The following is a 16,805-nucleotide window of genomic DNA, read 5'->3' on the forward strand; positions in this document are numbered from 1 at the left end:
TACGTCAGCGGACTCAGCTTTCCGCGCGCTTGAGCTTGACGTTCCACACGCCCGTGTACTTGCCGCCCTTGGAGGCCACGACGGACACCACGGTGGAATCGGCCAGGCTGCGGGTCTGCTGGTTGACGAAGAGCTGGTCGGCGTTGGGGATGACCTGGTACGTCTGCTTGCTGATGTTGGTGACCGGGCTGCTGTTGGACAGCGCCAGCCAGCCGTCCTCGGCCACGTCAGGCTCGACGCCGAGCCGCAGCTTGTCACCGGGGTGCACGGTGATCGTCTTCTCGGGCTCGGTCGTCAGGCACTTCGTGAACTCGGCCTGCGCCTTCTTGTCGCTGGCGGCCAGGTCACCGAGCACCTTGCCGCCGTCATAGCAGGCGGCCTCGGCGGTCACGGTGTCCTTGCCCACGGTCACCGTGGCCAGCGGAGTCGGCTTCTCACAGGCGGAGAGGGTGACGAGCCCCAGGGACACGGCACCGAGGGCGGCAGCGGCGCGGCGGCCTGTGCCCCAAGAAGAGAACGCGGTCATGCGGGCAGGCTATCGGTCGGCCCCCGTCACGCCACACGAGGGTGGGGCGCGCCGTGCCGCGCGGCGCCCAGCAGGCCGCGTACGGCCAGCAGCACGCCCGTCGTCACCAGGGTCGCGGCCACCGCCATCCCCACCGTCCCGTTGAGCGGCAGCGCTATGCCGACGGCGCCGCCGACCACCCAGGACAGTTGCAACGCCGTCTCGGAACGGGCGAAGGCGGACGTACGGACCAGCTCCGGCACATCGCGCTGGATCACCGCGTCCAGCGACAGCTTCGCCAGCGCCTGGCACAGCCCCGCCGTCGCCGCGGCGGCCGTCACCACCACGAGCGCCAGCACCGCGTAGAAGACCGCGGCGGTGACCGTGACCGCCAGGGCCAGCCCCAGCACCACCGCGATGATCAGCTCGGGCGCTCTGGACCGCAGCCACGCGCCGACCGCCGTCCCCAGCGCGTTGCCCGCCCCGGCCGCGACCGCCACCAGTCCCAGCGACACCTGCGGCCCCAGCCCGCCCAGCGGATGCTCCCGCAACAGGAACGCCAGGAAGAACGTCAGCAGCCCGGACAGCGACCGCAGCGCGGCATTGGCCTGGAGGCCGTGCAGCACGGAAGGCCCCACCGTCCGCAGCCCGGGGCGGCGCCCCGCGGGCCGCTCACCGGCCTCCTCCGACGCCAGCAGCGCCCGCCCCTCGCCCTTCGCCGAGTCCACCTTGTGCGGCAGCGAGAACGACAGGAACGTACCCGCCACGAACACCGTGAACGCCCCGTACAGCGGCCACTCAGGACCGATCAGATGCAGCGCCCCGCCCACCGGGGCCGCCGCCCCCGTCGCCAGCAGCCCCGCCAGCGTCACCCGCGAATTCGCCTTCACCAAAGAGATCCGGGGCGGCAGCAGGCGCGGCACGACGGCGCTCCGCACCACCCCGTACGCCTTCGAAGACACCAATACGCCCAGTGCCGCCGGATACAGCTCCAGGCCGCCGCCCGCGACCGCGCCCGACATGGTCAGCGCGAGCAGCGCACGAGCCAGCATCGACCCCGCCATCGCCGCCCTGCGGCCGTGCGGCACCCGGTCCAGCAGCGGGCCGATCACCGGCGCCAGCAGCGCGAACGGCGCCATCGTCACGGCCAGGTACAGCGCCACCCGACCGCGCGCCTGGTCCGTCGGCACGGAAAAGAACACGGTCGACGCCAGCGCCACCGTGATCATCATGTCGCCGGCCGAATTCACCGCGTGCAACTCGATCAGCTTGCCGAGACCCGACTCGCCCGCACCGTGCGCGTGCGTGGCGCGCCGTATGCCACGCCCGGCCGCCGCGAACGGGCGCCGCAACGCCCGGCCGGCCGCCCGGCACGCGCGCCCCGCCCGGCCCCCGCCCGGTTTCGTGGACGCCGTCGAGACCCGCGTTCCCTTGGAGACACGCGGGCCGGTGGAGATACGCGAAGCCTTGGCGATCCGCGGACCCCGGGCCGCCCCAGCGGACCCCGCCCTGGAGATCCGCGACGCCCGCGACATCCGCGGCAGCCTCGGCTTTCTCGACGCCCGTCCGGCAGCCACGTGAAAATACTGCCCCAACTCGCCCGGGACATGGCTCTTTCCGCGGCTTCCCGCGCCGGGCGCCACGGCCCGCGGCCGCTGCCCGTGACATTTGCCGCTCCCGCCGAGGGGTCGTACACCGTTGAAGGGGTAGCGTGTGTAGCGCGCCACCGGCGGTCGTTCTTGGCCGCGCACCTTGCCGCGATCATTCAGAATGGTTCGTAATAGGTGCGCTCGACCGAGATGATCGGGCGCGGACGTCGACGCGGTCCCCAGGTCCGCTCCGCCCGCCCCGGCACGCCGGTCGTCCGGACAGGACAGGACAGCTCCGGCTGGCGCACTCGTGAGACGGCGTGGAAGAGAGAATCGATTCTTGTGAGTGCTGCGATGCGAAGCCGTACCCCTGACCGCCTGTGCGCCGAGGCGGTCGACCTTGCCCGCGCGGCGGCCGAGGAGGCCGCGCTGCCCGGGACGGTCGGCGAGCACGTCGACGCCGTCGCCGACGGGGACCGCGTCGTCACCCACCTGTTCGAATGCAAAGAGCCCGGGTACCGGGGCTGGCGCTGGGCCGTGACCGTCGCCCGCGCCTCCCGCGCCAAACACGTCACCCTCGACGAGTCCGTCCTGCTCCCCGGCCCCGACGCGCTGCTCGCCCCCGAGTGGGTGCCCTGGAGCGAACGGCTGCGCCCCGGCGACATGGGCCCCGGAGACCTGCTGCCGACGGAGGCCGAAGACCTCCGGCTGGAACCGGGCTACTCGGACGCGACCGAGGAGGCCGCCGGCGGGCCGGGCGAAGCCCGGGTACCGACCGGCGTCGCCGAGCTCGCCGACGCGGAGGACGCCGACGTCGTCCCCGGCTCGCCCGCCGACCAGCCCGACACGACCACCCGCGGCAGCATCGCCTCGGTCGCCGAGGAACTGGGCATGCGACGCGCCCGCGTCCTCTCCCGCTACGGCCTGCACGCCGCGGCGGACCGCTGGGACGAGGCGTACGGCCCCAAGACCGCCATGGCCCAGGCCGCCCCCGCCAACTGCGTCTCCTGCGGCTTCCTCGTCCCGCTGGACGGCTCCCTGCGCCAGGCGTTCGGCATCTGCGCGAACGAGTTCGGCCCCGCGGATGGCCACGTGGTGTCCCTCGGTTACGGCTGCGGGGGCCACTCCGAGGCCGCCATCATGCCGAAGCCGCCACGGCCGGCGGCTCCCGTTATCGACGAGACCGTTGTCGACCCGTTGCCGCTGCGTCCTGATCGGACGGGGGGGTCCGTGGAGGAGGCGGGGCCGGCGGAGGAGTTCGGCCATAGCTGATGCGCGCTGCGCGCGCGGTTTGTACGCGTCGCGCTGCGCGCGGGCTTTGCGCTTCGCGCGGGGTTGCGGTGCGCGCTTCGCGCGGGGGTGCGCTGGTTGTGGTGGGGTCGGGGCCGCGCAGGGGGGTGACTCCTCACCGCACTCGCGCGAACCATGTCTTGAACGCTGAACCTGGCGTTGCGAGCTGTCGGCTGCGGGGACACCCCCCTGCACGTCCCCTCCGGCCGGTTCCGCAGCCCCGCGCGAGTGGGGGTGGGGGAGGGAAAAGACACCAGCAGCGCAGCAACCAGGAGGCGGCCTCCTCGCCCCCCGGGGGGAGAGACAAAGAACTGCCCCCTTCGGGGGGCCTCGGCCACGACGGCGCGTTTGCCGCTATCCGGGCCCGGGGCCGGGGACACGCAGGGGGCTCCCCGCAGCCGACACGTCGCTACACCAGGTTCAGCGTTCCAGACATGGCTTCCGCGACTGCGGTGAGGAGAGACCCCTGCGGGGCCCCGGACCCCCACCCACCGGACCCTAGGCGCAGGACGCGCACCCCCACCGGGTAAAAAGTGGAGTTCGGCATCGGAGAACGGGAGCAGAACGTGAGCGAAGCGGCAGAGGCAGATCCGTTCGGGACGGCTCGGCTGCGGCGGGGGGTGCTCGATGCCTGGGCGGCCTCGCCGGCCCGGTTCCGGGAGGATGCGAACGCCGAGGAGGACCTCGCGCTCGGCGGGTACCGGGACCGGCTCGTCGTGGAGCTGGCGCAGAACGCTTCGGACGCGGCCGGCCGCGCCGGCGTGCCCGGGCGGCTGCGGCTGACGTTGCACCCGGCGCGCGGTGACGATCCCGCCGTGCTGGTCGCTTCGAACACCGGTCTGCCCATCGACGCCACCGGCGTCGAGTCGCTGGCCACGTTGCGCGCTTCGGCGAAGCGCGAGACCGAGGCCGCGGTGTCCGTCGGCCGCTTCGGTGTGGGGTTTTCGGCGGTGCTCGCGGTCAGTGACGAGCCTGCGCTGATCGGCCGTACCGGCGGCGTCCGCTGGTCGTTGGCGGAGGCTCGCGAGATGGCGGGCAAGGTCGCGGCGCACAGCCCGGGGCTGGGTGGTGAGCTGCGCCGGCGTGACGGCCACGTGCCGCTGCTGCGGCTGCCGCTGCCCGCCGAGGGCTCCGCGCCGCAGGGGTACGACACTTCCGTCGTGCTGCCGCTGCGTGACGGTGCGGCGCACGAGCTGACGGTGCGGCTGCTGGCGGGTGTCGACGCGGCGCTGCTGTTGACGCTGCCGGGCCTGGCGGAGGTCGTGATCGAGTGTCCGGAGGGCGTGCGGGAGCTGAGGCGGCGTCAGGAGGGCGCGTACGTCGTCATCGAGGACAGCGAGCGCGGGCCCTCGCGCTGGCGGGTGGCGAGCGAGAGCGGCGCGCTGGACGCGGCGCTGCTGGCCGACCGTCCGGTGGAGGAGCGGCTGCGGCCGTTCTGGGCGGTGACGTGGGCGGTGCCGGTGGACGAGGAGGGCGCGCCGGTGCGTCCGGTGACCGCGCCGGTCGTGCACGCGCCGACGCCCACTGACGAGCCGCAGGGCCTGCCGGCGCTGCTGATCGCTTCGTTCCCGCTGGAGCCGACGCGGCGGCGGGTCGCTCCGGGGCCGCTCACGGATCATCTGGTGCGGTGTGCGGCCGAGGCGTACGCGACGTTGCTGGCCGGCTGGCAGCCGGTGTCGGCGGGGACGATCGATCTCGTACCGGGGCCGTTGGGCAAGGGGGAGCTGGACAACGAGCTGCGGCGGCTGGTGTTGGAGCTGCTGCCGCGGGTGCGTTTCCTGCCGAGCGCGGCGGCGCCTGCGACGGGTGCGGAGCTGTCGCTTGAGGCGGTGCCGGGTTCGTCGGGGCCGGACGAGCTGGCTCCCGGTGAGGGGGGCGGCTGGGGCGGTGCCAGGGGCGAGGAGGACGCGTTCGTCCTGCGGCCGGTGGACGCGGAGCTGGTGGAGGGGGCCGGGGCGGATACGGTCCGGGTCTTGGCGGAGCTGTTCCCGAGCCTGCTGCCTGCGGGGTTGGAGCGGCGGTCCGAGCTGCGTGCGCTGGGGGTGGCGCGGGTGCCGCTGGGCGAGGTGGTCGACCGGTTGGCGGGTGTGGACCGGTCGCCCGCGTGGTGGTGGCGGCTGTACGACTCGTTGGCCGGTACGGATCCGGAGCGGCTGAGCGGGCTGCCGGTGCCGCTGGCCGGGCCCGCGGGTGAGGACGGGCGGGTGGCGCGTACGACGATCGGGCCGCGGCAGGTGCTGCTGCCGTTGCCGGACGGTGACGGCGGTGGTGACGCGGAGCGGCACGGGACGCTGGCCCGGCTGGGGTTGAAGGTGGCGCACCCCGACGCGGTGCATCCGCTGCTGGAGAAGCTGGGCGCCACTGCGGCGACTCCGCGTGCCGTGCTGACGACGCCCCAGGTGCGGGCGGCGGTCGCGGGTTCCCTGGACGCGGAGGAGGACGACTACGCGTTCGGGTTCGACGGCGGGCCGGGCGGGCTCGGTGGTGAGGAGCTGGCGGAGACCGTGCTGGGGCTGGTGCGCGACGCGCGTCTGGCGCCCGGTGACGAGCCGTGGCTGGGTGCGCTCGCGCTGCCGGACGAGGACGGGGAGCCGGCGCCGGCGGGTGAGCTGGTGCTGCCGGGGAGTGATTTCGAGCGGGTCATGCGTGAGGGTGAACTCGCGACGGTCGACGCCGGGTTCGCGGAGCGCTGGGGGGAGCAGCCGCTGACCGCCGTGGGCGTGCTGGCGGGGTTCGCTCTCGTACGCGCTCCCGACGTGGTGCTGGACCCGGACGAGCTGGAGCCGCGGGACGGCGACTTCACCGAGCCGGACGATGCCGGCGTGCTGGACGCGGTGGACGTGTGGTGCGAGGACGTCCTCGACGGGTTGCCGGAGACGCCGGTGCCGCCGGTCGCGACGGAGATCGTGGCCGTGCGGGACCTGGACCTGGTGGACGACGACGCGTGGCCGCAGGCGCTGGCGATGCTGTCGCGGCCGCCGCTGCGGGACGCGCTGACCGCGCCTGTGCGGGTGCTGCTGCCGGACGGTACGACCGAGCTGGTGCGGCCGTACACGGCGTGGTGGCTGCGCGGGCATCCGGTGCTGGACGGCCGCCGGCCGGCCGGGCTGCGTGCCGCGGGCGGCGATCCGCTGCTGGCGGGGCTGTACGAGTCGGCGGACGCGGGCGGGGTGGACGCCCAGGTGCTGCGGGCGCTCGGCGTACGGACCTCCGTGGCCGCGCTCCTGGAGGAGCCGGGCGGCGCCGCCGAACTGCTGGGCCGTCTCGCGGACCCGGCGCGGGAGGTGGACTCCGCGCAGCTGCACGCGCTGTACGGGGTGCTGGCCGACCTGGACCCCGAGCAGGTGACGCTTCCCGACGAGCTGCGGGCCGTCGTCGACGGCGAGGTCAGGGTGGTGGACGCGGCCGAGGCGGTGGTCGCGGACGCGCCGGACCTGATGCCGCTGGCGGCCGGGCTGCCGCTGCTGCCGGTGACTCCCGCGCGCGCGGCGGAGCTGGCGGAGCTGTTCCAGGTACGGCGGCTGAGCGAGGTCTTCGCGGCGCCGGTGGCCTCGGAGGGCAGCCGGCACGAGGTCCCGGAGCCGGTGCGTACGCTGCTCGGCCCTGGCACGCCCGCCGCGTACGTCGAACACGAGGAACTGACCGTCGAGGACGGCACCGAGCTGGACTGGCGCTGGACCCAGGGGACCCTGCACGCGGCGACGCTGGAGGGCGTCGCCGCGGGCCTCGCCTGGGCCGCGGGCCAGTGGCCCCGCCGCTTCGAAACAGCGGCCCTCCTGGAGGACCTGGACCGAGCGGAGGAACTGGCGGAGGCCCGCTGGTTCGACTAGGGCGTGTCTTTTGGATCAGCCCGGCTCAGCCCGCGTCGTCTGGTGCGGTGCATCGCAAGGCGGAGCATTGCCCTCGGACTGGGTGTCCGTGGGTGATGCGACAACGCCGCGAGGTGCCGTGCCAGGCGGCGCGGGCCCGGGATGACCCGAAAGACACGCCCTAGGCGCCGGGCGGCGCTTTCCGGCTACGCCGGGAAGCGCCGCCCCGTCACCCGCCAAGCGATCTCCAGGAGCGTCGCTGCCGCCACCGCTATGCCGACCGCGGCCCACGGCATCGTCGTGCCGACGAGTTTCAGGTCGAAGAAGTTCTGGAGCCAGGGGACGACGAGGACGATCAGGAAGCCGAGGCCCATGGCCAGGACCAGGCCGACGCGCCACCACGTGTACGGGCGGGCGATGATCGCAAGGACCCACATGGCGCTGAGGAAGAGGGTCAGCGTGGCGGCGCTGGTCTCGGCGGGGAGGGCGTCCGGGCCGGTGTAGTGGCTGCGGGCCAGGAGGTACGTGGCGAAGGCGGCGAGGCCGACGATCAGGCCGGAGGGGACCGCGTAGCGCATCACCCGCCGTACGAAGTGCGGTTTGGCCCGTTCCTTGTTGGGGGCGAGGGCCAGGAAGAAGGCGGGGACGCCGATGGTGAGGGTGGACAGCAGGGTGAGGTGCCGCGGCAGGTAGGGGTAGGGGATCTGGCAGCAGGCGACGAGGATGGCCAGCAGGACCGAGTAGACGGTCTTCGTGAGGAAGAGGGTGGCTACGCGGGTGATGTTGCCGATCACCCGGCGGCCCTCGGCGACGACGGACGGCAGTGTCGCGAAGCTGTTGTCGAGCAGCACGATCTGGGCGACGGCCTTGGTGGCCTCGCTGCCGGCGCCCATGGAGACGCCGATGTCCGCGTCCTTGAGGGCGAGGACGTCGTTGACGCCGTCGCCGGTCATGGCGACGATGCGGCCGCGCTTCTGGAGCGCTCCGACCATGTCCCGTTTCTGCTGCGGTGTGACGCGGCCGAAGACCGCGCCCTCTTCCAGGACCTTGCCCATGTCGTCCTGGTCGGCGGGGAGCTTGCGCGCGTCCACGGGGGATTCGGCGCCGGGCATGCCGAGCTTGCCGGCCACCGCGCCGACCGACACCGCGTTGTCGCCGGAGATGACTTTCGCCTGGACGCCCTGTTCTTCGAAGTACCGCAGGGTGTCCATCGCGTCGGGCCGTAGCCGTTGTTCGAGGACGATGAGGGCGGCGGGGCGTACGTGGTCGGCGACGGAGGGGTCGTGCAGGTCTTGTTCGGCGCGGGCCAGGAGGAGGACGCGCAGGCCCTGGGCGTTGAGGTCGTCGACTTCGGAGAGGGCGTCGTCGCCGGAGGGCAGGAGGACGTCGGGGGCGCCGAGCAGCCAGGTGGTGTGCTCGCCGTCGGGGTCTTCGAGGGCCGCGCCGCTGTATTTGCGGGCGGAGGAGAAGGGGAGCGCGTCGGTGGACCGCCAGTGGTCGTCGGCGGGGTAGGCGTCAATGATCGCCTGGAGGGAGGCGTTGGGGCGGGGGTCGGACGCGCCGAGGGCGCCGAGGACCTGCTTGAGGTGGCCCTCGTCCGTACCGCCGAGCGGCCGCAGGTCGCTGACGTCCATGCCGCCCTCGGTGAGGGTGCCGGTCTTGTCGAGGCAGACCACGTCCACGCGGGCCAGGCCCTCGATCGCGGGCAGCTCTTGGACCAGGCATTTCTTGCGGCCGAGGCGGATCACACCGATCGCGAAGGCGACGGAGGTGAGCAGGACCAGGCCCTCGGGGATCATCGGGACGATGCCGGCGACCATCCGGCGTACCGCCTCGTCGCCGGGCATGTTCAGGGTGAACAGGTGGCTGAGGATGAGGCCGACGGCGGTCGGCACCATCATCCAGGTCACGTACTTGAGGATCTGGCTGATGCCGGTGCGCAGCTCGGAGTGGACGAGGGTGAAGCGGGACGCCTCTTCGGCGAGCTGGGCGGCGTACGCCTCGCGGCCGACCTTGGTGGCGGTGAACGCGCCGCCGCCGGCGACCACGAAGCTGCCGGACATCATTTTCTCGCCGGGCTGTTTGACCACCGGGTCGGCCTCGCCGGTGAGCAGCGACTCGTCGATTTCCAGGCCGTCGCTCTCCAGGACCTCGCCGTCGACGATGACCTTGTCGCCGGGTCCGAGTTCGATGACGTCGCCGAGCACCACCTCGGAGGTGGGGATCTCGGCGGCCTGCCCGTCGCGGCGCACGGTCGGCTTGGACTCGCCTATGACGGCGAGGCTGTCCAGGGTCTTCTTGGCGCGCAGCTCCTGGATGATGCCGATGCCGGTGTTGGCGACGATGACGAAGCCGAACAGGCCGTCCTGGATGGGCCCGACGATCAGGATGATCACGAAGAGGACGCCGATGATGGCGTTGAAGCGGGTGAAGACGTTCGAGCGGACGATGTCGGCGGTGGAGCGCGAGGACCGTACGGGGACGTCGTTCACTTCGCCTCTGGTCACCCGCTCGGCGACCTCGGCGGCGGTCAGCCCGCGGTGGGCCGGCCCGGTGGCGGTCCCCGGCGCGGCTCCGGCGGCGGATTCGTTCGCGGCCCCGTCGTCCGGCTCGGGTCCCCCGACTTCGGTCTTCGCCCGCTGAGTCATGCCTTCGACGGTACGGGCGGAGTGGACGATTCACCCGCTGGATGCGGACAGGAAGGTGGCGGGAGTTGTTGGAGGGGCCTGTGTCAACCGAGGAGAGGTGCGATGCGTCCTCGATCGGGTGGATTTGTCGTCAGGACGCGTCCGTGGGGGCCCGGCCGGCCTCCGGGGCGGCGGCCGCGCGCTTGATGGCGGCGTCGCGCTTGCGCACGTACCAGATGCCGAGGATGCCGAGGCTGCCGCCGGCCAGGCAGGTCCACACCCACCAGGTGCGGTCGTGGTCGGCGAACCAGCCGTAGAAGGGGAGCTGGGCCAGGAAGAGCACGAACCAGATGATGGTGCCGCCGGTGATCGTGCCGACGACGGGGCCCTCAAGAGGCTCCGGGGCCTCGCGCAGTTCGGACTTCTTCCACATGGGGCCAGCTTACGGGCAGCCGCTGACAGTGCCGATCCCGGCAGGGCGGTGCGCGTCGGGCGCTTCCGGGCAGGCCGCGGAAGGCCGTGGGCCCGTTCCGCACAGGGGTCTACGCGCGGAGATAGCGATCATCGACTTGTTTATTCATACTGAACCTATCCGGATCTGATTGGTTTGATTCGTTGAATCCTCCAATCTGATCCGGTTTGTTCGTGTTCTGGGCCCGCTTTCGGGGCCCCCACGCCTCCCCCAGGCCCGTACGACTGAGGTCCGCGCATGTCCCCCTCGGCCACCACGCCGGTCGACGCCGTCGAGAGTCCAGGCCCGCAGCAGCCCAAGAACGGTTTCGACCGGTTCTTCAAGATCTCCGAGCGGGGGTCGACGGTCTCCCGGGAGCTGCGCGGCGGCCTCGCAACCTTCTTCGCCATGGCGTACATCGTCGTGCTGAACCCGATCATCCTCGGGGCCGGCCAGGACAAGTTCGGGCACCACCTGGACAACGGCCAGCTGGTCACCGCCACCGCCCTGATGGCGGGCCTGTCCACGCTCCTGATGGGCGTCATCGGCAACGTGCCGATCGCCGTCGCCGCCGGACTGGGCATCAACGCCGTCGTCTCCCTCCAGCTCGCCCCCAAGATGAGCTGGCCGGACGCGATGGGCATGGTCGTGCTCGCCGGCCTGGTGCTGATGATCCTGGTCGCCTCCGGCCTGCGGCAGCGCGTCATGGACGCCATCCCGAACGGGCTGCGGCGCGCCATCGCGATCGGCATCGGCCTGTTCATCTCGCTGGTCGGCCTGGTCGACGCGGGCTTCGTCAGCCGCAACCCGGACGCCGCGCACACCACCGTCCCGCTCGCGCTGGGCCAGGGCGGCCAGCTCCAGGGCTGGCCGGTGCTGGTCTTCGTGGTCGGCCTGGCGCTGATGTTCCTGCTGACCGTGCGCAAGACCAAGGGCGCGATCCTGATCGGCATGGTCGTGATGGCGGTCGTCGCGATCGTGATCAACTCCGTCGCGCAGATCCCGGACGCGAGCTGGGGCCTGGCCGTGCCGAACGTGCCGGACAGCATCGTCGGCGCGCCGGACTTCGGCCTGGTGGGCCAGATCAGCCTGTTCGGCGGGTTCAAGGAGGTCGGCCTGCTGACCGGCTGCCTCTTCGTCTTCACCGTGCTGCTCTCGGGCTTCTTCGACGCGATGGGCACCATCATCGGCGTCGGCGAGGAGGCCGGGCTGACCGACAAGGACGGCAACCTGCCGGGCATGGGCCGCATCCTGATGGTGGACGGCATCGCGGTCGCGGCCGGCGGCGTCGGCTCGGCCTCCGCCAACACCTGCTTCGTGGAGTCCACGGCGGGCGTCGGCGAGGGGGCCCGTACGGGGCTGGCGAACGTCGTGACCGGCGGGCTCTTCCTGCTGGCGCTGGTCTTCACGCCGCTGGCGACGGTCGTCCCGTCGCAGGCCGCGACGCCCGCGCTGCTGGTCGTCGGCTTCCTGATCATGTCGGCGAACGTCCGGGACATCGACTGGAGCGACTTCACGATCGCGATCCCGGCGTTCCTGACGATCGTCTCGATGCCGTTCACGTACAGCATCACCAACGGCATCGGCATGGGCGTGCTGGCCTTCATCCTGCTGCGGTCGGCGACCGGCCGCTTCAAGGAGATCCCCTGGCTGCTGAACGCCGTGGGCCTGTGCTTCCTGGTCTACTTCCTGCTCAACCCGATCGAGCAGGCGCTGGGCGTCAGGTAGCGCGCGGGCTGCCGGGCGGCGGCGGTCATTACAGCGGCGGTGCCGCGTAGAACCGTTCCGTCCGGTCGACCGACATCTTGAAACGTTCGTCGAAGTCCTCGCGGATGAGCGTCCGGGTCACATAGTCCTGGACGCTCATTCCGCGTTTTGCGGCGTGCTGCCGGAGGCGCTCCAGCAGTTCCCCGTCCATGCGCAGGCTGAGCACTCCCGATCCCATGCCGACACGGTCCTCTCGTTGCCTGGTCAGGTGCGTCACTTTCCACTGCGTCCTCACCCGGAAGGGTGAGGTAGGCGGACGTGTGTCCACCGGCTTTCATTAGAAAGGGTAATGAGTTATGCTAACGAACATGCCGGAACTGTCCCTGGGCGACGATGCTGCCGCCGTGAACGCACTGCGGTCCGCCGTGATGCGTCTGTCCCGCCGACTCAAACACCAGCGAGTCGACGAGTCGCTCAGCCCGACCGAGATGTCGGTGCTCGGCACCCTCGCCAGGTGCGGCCACGCCACCCCCGGCGAGCTGGCCCGCAAGGAGCACGTCCAGCCGCCGTCGATGACCCGCATCGTGGCGATGCTGGAGGCCAAGGGCCTGGTCCGGCTCGAAGCACACCCCGACGACCGCCGGCAGAAGGTCGTCACCCAGACCGAACAGGCCGAGGCGATGCTCGAAGAGAGCCGCCGCAAGCGCAACGCGTGGCTGGCCGAGCTGGCCTCCGGGCTGGACGAGGACGAGTGGGCCGCACTGCGGACCGCCGCACCCGTACTGGAGAAGCTCGCCCAGCTGTAGAACCGAAGAAACCGAGGAGGCGAACCCACTTTGAGTACGGGATCCGGAGCAGACTCCGCCCCCGCACCGATACCCAACGACACCACCGCCACCGCGACCGCGCCCCCCACAGGCTCCAAGGGCACCGCCGCCGAGCCGCGCGGGGGCATGTTCCGTTCGCTGCGAGTCCGCAACTACCGCCTGTTCGCCACCGGTCAGGTCGTCTCCAACACCGGCACCTGGATGCAGCGCATCGCCCAGGACTGGCTGGTCGTCAGCATCACCGGCTCCTCCGCCGCGGTCGGCATCACCACCGCCCTCCAGTTCCTGCCCATGCTGCTCTTCGGGCTGTACGGGGGCGTCATCGCCGACCGGGTCTCCAAGCGCAAGCTGCTGCTGTTCACCCAGGCGTCGATGGGCCTGACCGGCCTGGCGCTGGCCGTACTGACCCTCAGCGGGAACGTCGCCGTCTGGCACGTCTACCTGATGGCCTTCGTACTCGGCCTGATCACCGTCGTCGACAACCCGGCACGGCAGGCGTTCGTCGTCGAGATGGTCGGCCCGGACGACCTGCGCAACGCCGTCAGCCTGAACTCGGCCAACTTCCAGTCGGCCCGGCTGATCGGCCCCGCCGTGGCCGGCGCGCTGATCACCTCCCTCGGCAGCGGCTGGGCCTTCCTCCTGAACGGCCTGTCCTTCCTCGCGCCGCTCACCGGACTGCTGCTGATGCGCACCGGCGAGCTGCACAAGGTCGACCGCGCGCCGCGCGGCAAGGGCCAGCTCAGGGAAGGCGTGCGCTACGTCGCGGGCCACCCCGAGCTGATCTGGCCGATCGTCCTGATCGGCTTCATCGGCACCTTCGGCTTCAACTTCCCGATCTGGCTGACCGCCTTCGCCGACAAGGTCTTCCACGGCGGCGCCGGCATGTACGCCTGGTTCAACGGGCTGATGGCGGCCGGTTCGCTGGCGGGCGCCCTGCTCGCGGCCCGGCGCAGCACCTCGAGGCTGCGGCTGCTGGTGGGCGCGGCGCTGGTCTTCGGCGTCCTGGAGATGACCGCGGCGCTCTCCCCGGCCGTCTGGATCTTCGGAACGCTGCTGGTCGCCATCGGCGTCGTCGGCCTGACGATCAACGTCACGGCCAACTCCAGCGTGCAGCTGGCGACCGACCCGCTGATGCGCGGGCGGGTGATGAGCCTGTTCATGATGGTCTTCATGGGCGGTACGCCGCTGGGCGCGCCCCTGGTCGGCTGGGTCACCGACGCGTACGGCGCCCGGCTCGGCTTCCTCGCGGGCGGCGTGGTCTCCGCCCTGGCGGCGGCCGGCGTCGGCCTGATGCTGACCCGCGCCGGCGGCCTGCGGGTCCGGATCGACCTGCGGCGCGGCCATCAGCACGTACGGTTCGTGCCCCGCGAGCGGGAGGGGGAGCCGGAGCGGCTGGCGGCGGCGGCCTGAGGCACGCCCCGGCGCCCGTGCGGTGCGCGACACTGGCCGCATGAGACTCTTCGCCGCGGTACTGCCGCCCGCGGACGCCGTCGACGAACTCGACGCCCGGGTGCGCCGGTTGCGGGCCCTGCCGGAAGCGGACCGGCTGCGCTGGACCGCGCGCGCCGGCTGGCACTTCACGCTCGCCTTCTACGGCGAGGTGCCCGACGCGCTCCTCCCGGACCTGCGGGAACGGCTCGCGCGGGCCGCGCGGCGGCACGAGCCGTTCCCGCTGCGCCTCAAGGGCGGCGGGCACTTCGCCGACCGGGTGGTGTGGGCCGGGGCGGAGGGCGGCCTGCCCGGCATGCGCAAGCTGGCGGACTCGGCAGCGGCGGCGGCCCGCCGGGCCGGGGTGGAGCTGTCCGGGCACCGCGCCTACACCCCGCACCTGACCGTCGCCCGCAACCGCGCGGACGCCCTGGACCCCGCCCCGTTCGTGGCGGCCCTGGCGGACTTCGCGGGGACCGGGTGGACCGTGCGGGAGCTGGCGCTCGTCCGCAGCCGGCTGCCGGTGGCGGGGGTGGCGGGCGAACAGCCCCGGTACGAGACGGTGGCGGCCTGGCCGCTGGGTCGCCGGGCGGTCCGGTTACGCTCGAAGGGTGGACCCCAAAACCCGTAACCGGATCATGTCCGGCCTGTTCGCCGTGCTCCTCGTCGTCGTGATCGTGGCGGCCGCCCTGCGCTGAGACGCCGGACGGCCCCTACGACACCGCGGGAACTCACCTCACCAGGCGAACGCCTCCGGCGTGGGGCCAGGGCCGGGGAAGATCTCGTCGAGCGCCTCCAGCAGCCCGGCCGGCAGCTCCAGCTCGACGGCGCGCAGCGCGGATTCGAGCTGCGCGGTGGTGCGCGGCCCGACGATCGGCCCCGTCACGCCGGGCCGGGTGAGCAGCCAGGCCAGCGCGACCTCGCCGGGCTGCAGCCCGTGCTTGTCGAGCAGGTCCTCGTACGACTGGATCTGCGCCCGGACCGAGGAGTTGGCCAGCGCGTCGGCCGAGCGGCCGCTGTTCGTGCGGGACGCGCCGCCCTCGCGCTCCTTGCGGATGGCGCCGCCGAGCAGCCCGCCATGCAGCGGCGACCACGGGATGACGCCGAGCCCGTAGGACTCCGCGGCCGGGATCACCTCCATCTCGGCCCGCCGCTCGGCGAGGTTGTACAGGCACTGCTCGCTGACCAGGCCGTACGAGGAACGCCGCGCGGCGGCTTCGTTGGCCTGGGCGATGTGCCAGCCGGCGTGGTTGGAGGACCCGACGTAAAGAATCTTGCCCTGCTGCACCAGGACGTCGATGGCCTGCCAGATCTCGTCCCACGGCGTGTGCCGGTCCACGTGGTGGAACTGGTACAGGTCGATGTAGTCGGTGTTCAGCCGCTTGAGGCTGGCGTCCACCGCCCGCCGGATGTTCAGCGCGGAGAGGCGCTCGTGGTTGGGCCAGGCCCGCCCGGTGTCGCCGCCCATGTTGCCGTACACCTTGGTGGCGAGCACGGTCTTGTCGCGGCGGCCGCCGCCCTGGGCGAACCAGGAGCCGACGATCTCCTCCGTGCGGCCCTTGTTCTCGCCCCAGCCGTAGACGTTGGCGGTGTCGAAGAAATTGACGCCCGCGGCGAGCGCGGCGTCCATGATGGCGTGGCTGTCGGCCTCGTCCGTCTGGGGGCCGAAATTCATGGTGCCGAGGACCAGTCGGCTGACCTTGAGTCCGGTGCGTCCGAGCTGCGTGTACTCCATGGCGCCTTAGCCAACGCCTTGGAGTGCGCTCGAATCAAGCGGTACGGCGTGTCCGGCCGCCCTCCTGCGGAACGCGTGGCCCGGCTCCGTCAGCCGGCCGACGGCTCGTACGGCGCGCCCACGTCCCACGCCTGGTGCATGGCGTCTGCGAACGCCGCCGCGAGCAGGTGCTCGCCCGAGGGGGAGGGATGCGTCCCGTCGTACGTGTCCCGGTCCAGGTCGTAGCCGGCCGGAGGGGAGGCCAGCAGCAGCGGCGACGCCGGGGTCGAAAGATCCGCGACCGCCTTGGCCAGCAGCTCGTTGAAGCGTTCGCACTCGGCGGCGAAGGGCGCGTCGGACAGGGCGCGGGTGTTCGGGATGACGGGCAGCAGCACGGCACGTATGTGCGCGTTGGCCGCCCGCGCCCCGGCGACGAACGCGCGGACGTTCTCGGCGGTCTGCGCCGCGTCCGTGTAGAAACCGAGGTCTATCAGGCCGAGCGAGACCAGCAGGGTGTCGGCCTTGCCCGCCCGCACGGCACCGCCGATCAGCGGGGCCATGTGGCACCAGCCCTCGCCCCACCCGGCGAGGTGGTGCCGCGCCCGCTCGGGGAAGTCGGGAGCGGCGTAGGCGTGGGAGACCGCGGCGTCGGCGGACACGTCGTACAGCTCGGTGCGCGGTCCGACGATGCGGTACGGGCCGCCGAAGGTCCGGTTCAGGTGCTGCCACATGCGGTAGCGCCAGGTGAAGTCACCCGCGCTGCCGATCGTCATCGAATCGCCGACGAACATCACGCGCATACGGACTCCCGGCGGTGCGGACCGGGGGCGCCGGCGGGCGCTGTCGGTGCGGTCATGC

14 protein-coding genes are annotated in these 16,805 nt (G+C 72.2%); 7 read left to right on the forward strand and 7 right to left on the reverse strand.

Features of this window, described 5'->3' with window-relative positions; all coding sequences use genetic code 11:
* Positions 1-13: 13 nt before the first annotated feature.
* Both ACH4OW_RS15115 and ACH4OW_RS15120 read right to left on the reverse strand, forming a co-directional pair.
* The gene (locus ACH4OW_RS15115) at positions 14-526 is read right to left on the reverse strand and encodes a hypothetical protein (RefSeq protein ID WP_360125810.1); all 513 of its coding nucleotides are present in this window, start codon (positions 524-526) and stop codon (positions 14-16) included.
* Positions 527-552: 26 nt separating this feature from the next.
* On the reverse strand, positions 553-1,824 hold the full coding sequence (locus ACH4OW_RS15120) for an MFS transporter (RefSeq protein ID WP_398028221.1): 1,272 nt from the start codon (positions 1,822-1,824) through the stop codon (positions 553-555).
* Between ACH4OW_RS15120 and ACH4OW_RS15125 the strand changes: the two genes are divergently transcribed.
* The 3 genes from ACH4OW_RS15125 (at position 1,823) to ACH4OW_RS15135 (ending at position 7,214) form a co-directional block, all read left to right on the forward strand.
* Positions 1,823-2,086, forward strand: coding sequence for a hypothetical protein (locus ACH4OW_RS15125; protein WP_398028236.1), 264 nt, complete (start codon positions 1,823-1,825; stop codon positions 2,084-2,086). The two genes, ACH4OW_RS15120 and ACH4OW_RS15125, sit on opposite strands and share 2 nt — an antisense overlap.
* A 362-nt stretch (positions 2,087-2,448) precedes the next feature.
* Positions 2,449-3,366, forward strand: coding sequence for a DUF3027 domain-containing protein (locus ACH4OW_RS15130; protein ID WP_398027906.1), 918 nt, complete (start codon positions 2,449-2,451; stop codon positions 3,364-3,366).
* 584 nt (positions 3,367-3,950) lie between these two features.
* Positions 3,951-7,214, forward strand: coding sequence for a sacsin N-terminal ATP-binding-like domain-containing protein (locus ACH4OW_RS15135; protein WP_398027908.1), 3,264 nt, complete (start codon positions 3,951-3,953; stop codon positions 7,212-7,214).
* A 185-nt stretch (positions 7,215-7,399) separates the two neighbouring features.
* On the opposite strand, the gene ACH4OW_RS15140 is transcribed toward ACH4OW_RS15135, so the two are convergent.
* Together ACH4OW_RS15140 and ACH4OW_RS15145 are read right to left on the reverse strand one after the other, a co-directional pair.
* Positions 7,400-9,841: an HAD-IC family P-type ATPase gene (locus ACH4OW_RS15140; protein ID WP_398027910.1), complete on the reverse strand. Its 2,442-nt coding sequence runs from the start codon at positions 9,839-9,841 to the stop codon at positions 7,400-7,402.
* Positions 9,842-9,971: 130 nt separating this feature from the next.
* Positions 9,972-10,253: a DUF2530 domain-containing protein gene (locus ACH4OW_RS15145; protein ID WP_398027912.1), complete on the reverse strand. Its 282-nt coding sequence runs from the start codon at positions 10,251-10,253 to the stop codon at positions 9,972-9,974.
* Positions 10,254-10,529: 276 nt separating this feature from the next.
* On the opposite strand from ACH4OW_RS15145, the gene ACH4OW_RS15150 reads away from it, so the two are divergent.
* Positions 10,530-11,999, forward strand: a complete 1,470-nt coding sequence (locus tag ACH4OW_RS15150) for an NCS2 family permease (protein WP_360125820.1) — start codon at positions 10,530-10,532, stop codon at positions 11,997-11,999.
* Between the two features lie 28 nt (positions 12,000-12,027).
* On the opposite strand, the gene ACH4OW_RS15155 is transcribed toward ACH4OW_RS15150, so the two are convergent.
* A complete protein-coding gene (locus ACH4OW_RS15155) occupies positions 12,028-12,216 on the reverse strand; it encodes a ribbon-helix-helix protein, CopG family (RefSeq protein WP_073759267.1) in 189 nt (62 codons plus the stop codon).
* Between the two features lie 130 nt (positions 12,217-12,346).
* Here ACH4OW_RS15155 and ACH4OW_RS15160 point away from each other — a divergent pair, with 130 nt between their 5' ends.
* Genes ACH4OW_RS15160 through thpR form a run of 3 tightly spaced genes read left to right on the forward strand, consistent with a single transcriptional unit; the run spans position 12,347 to position 14,864 of the window.
* Positions 12,347-12,784, forward strand: a complete 438-nt coding sequence (locus tag ACH4OW_RS15160; RefSeq protein WP_053696432.1) for a MarR family winged helix-turn-helix transcriptional regulator — start codon at positions 12,347-12,349, stop codon at positions 12,782-12,784.
* 30 nt (positions 12,785-12,814) lie between these two features.
* Positions 12,815-14,215: an MFS transporter gene (locus tag ACH4OW_RS15165; RefSeq protein ID WP_360125823.1), complete on the forward strand. Its 1,401-nt coding sequence runs from the start codon at positions 12,815-12,817 to the stop codon at positions 14,213-14,215.
* A gap of 40 nt (positions 14,216-14,255) precedes the next feature.
* Complete coding sequence (gene thpR / locus ACH4OW_RS15170; RefSeq protein ID WP_360125825.1) at positions 14,256-14,864, forward strand: RNA 2',3'-cyclic phosphodiesterase; 609 nt, start codon at positions 14,256-14,258, stop codon at positions 14,862-14,864.
* A 105-nt stretch (positions 14,865-14,969) separates the two neighbouring features.
* Here the strand turns inward: thpR and ACH4OW_RS15175 are convergent, their stop codons facing one another.
* The gene (locus tag ACH4OW_RS15175; RefSeq protein WP_398027916.1) at positions 14,970-15,968 is read right to left on the reverse strand and encodes an aldo/keto reductase; all 999 of its coding nucleotides are present in this window, start codon (positions 15,966-15,968) and stop codon (positions 14,970-14,972) included.
* An 89-nt stretch (positions 15,969-16,057) separates the two neighbouring features.
* A complete protein-coding gene (locus tag ACH4OW_RS15180; protein ID WP_360125829.1) occupies positions 16,058-16,747 on the reverse strand; it encodes a GDSL-type esterase/lipase family protein in 690 nt (229 codons plus the stop codon).
* Positions 16,748-16,805: the final 58 nt, after the last annotated feature.

The organism is Streptomyces sp. NPDC017056 (assembly GCF_044332485.1).
Lineage (GTDB): Bacteria > Actinomycetota > Actinomycetes > Streptomycetales > Streptomycetaceae > Streptomyces.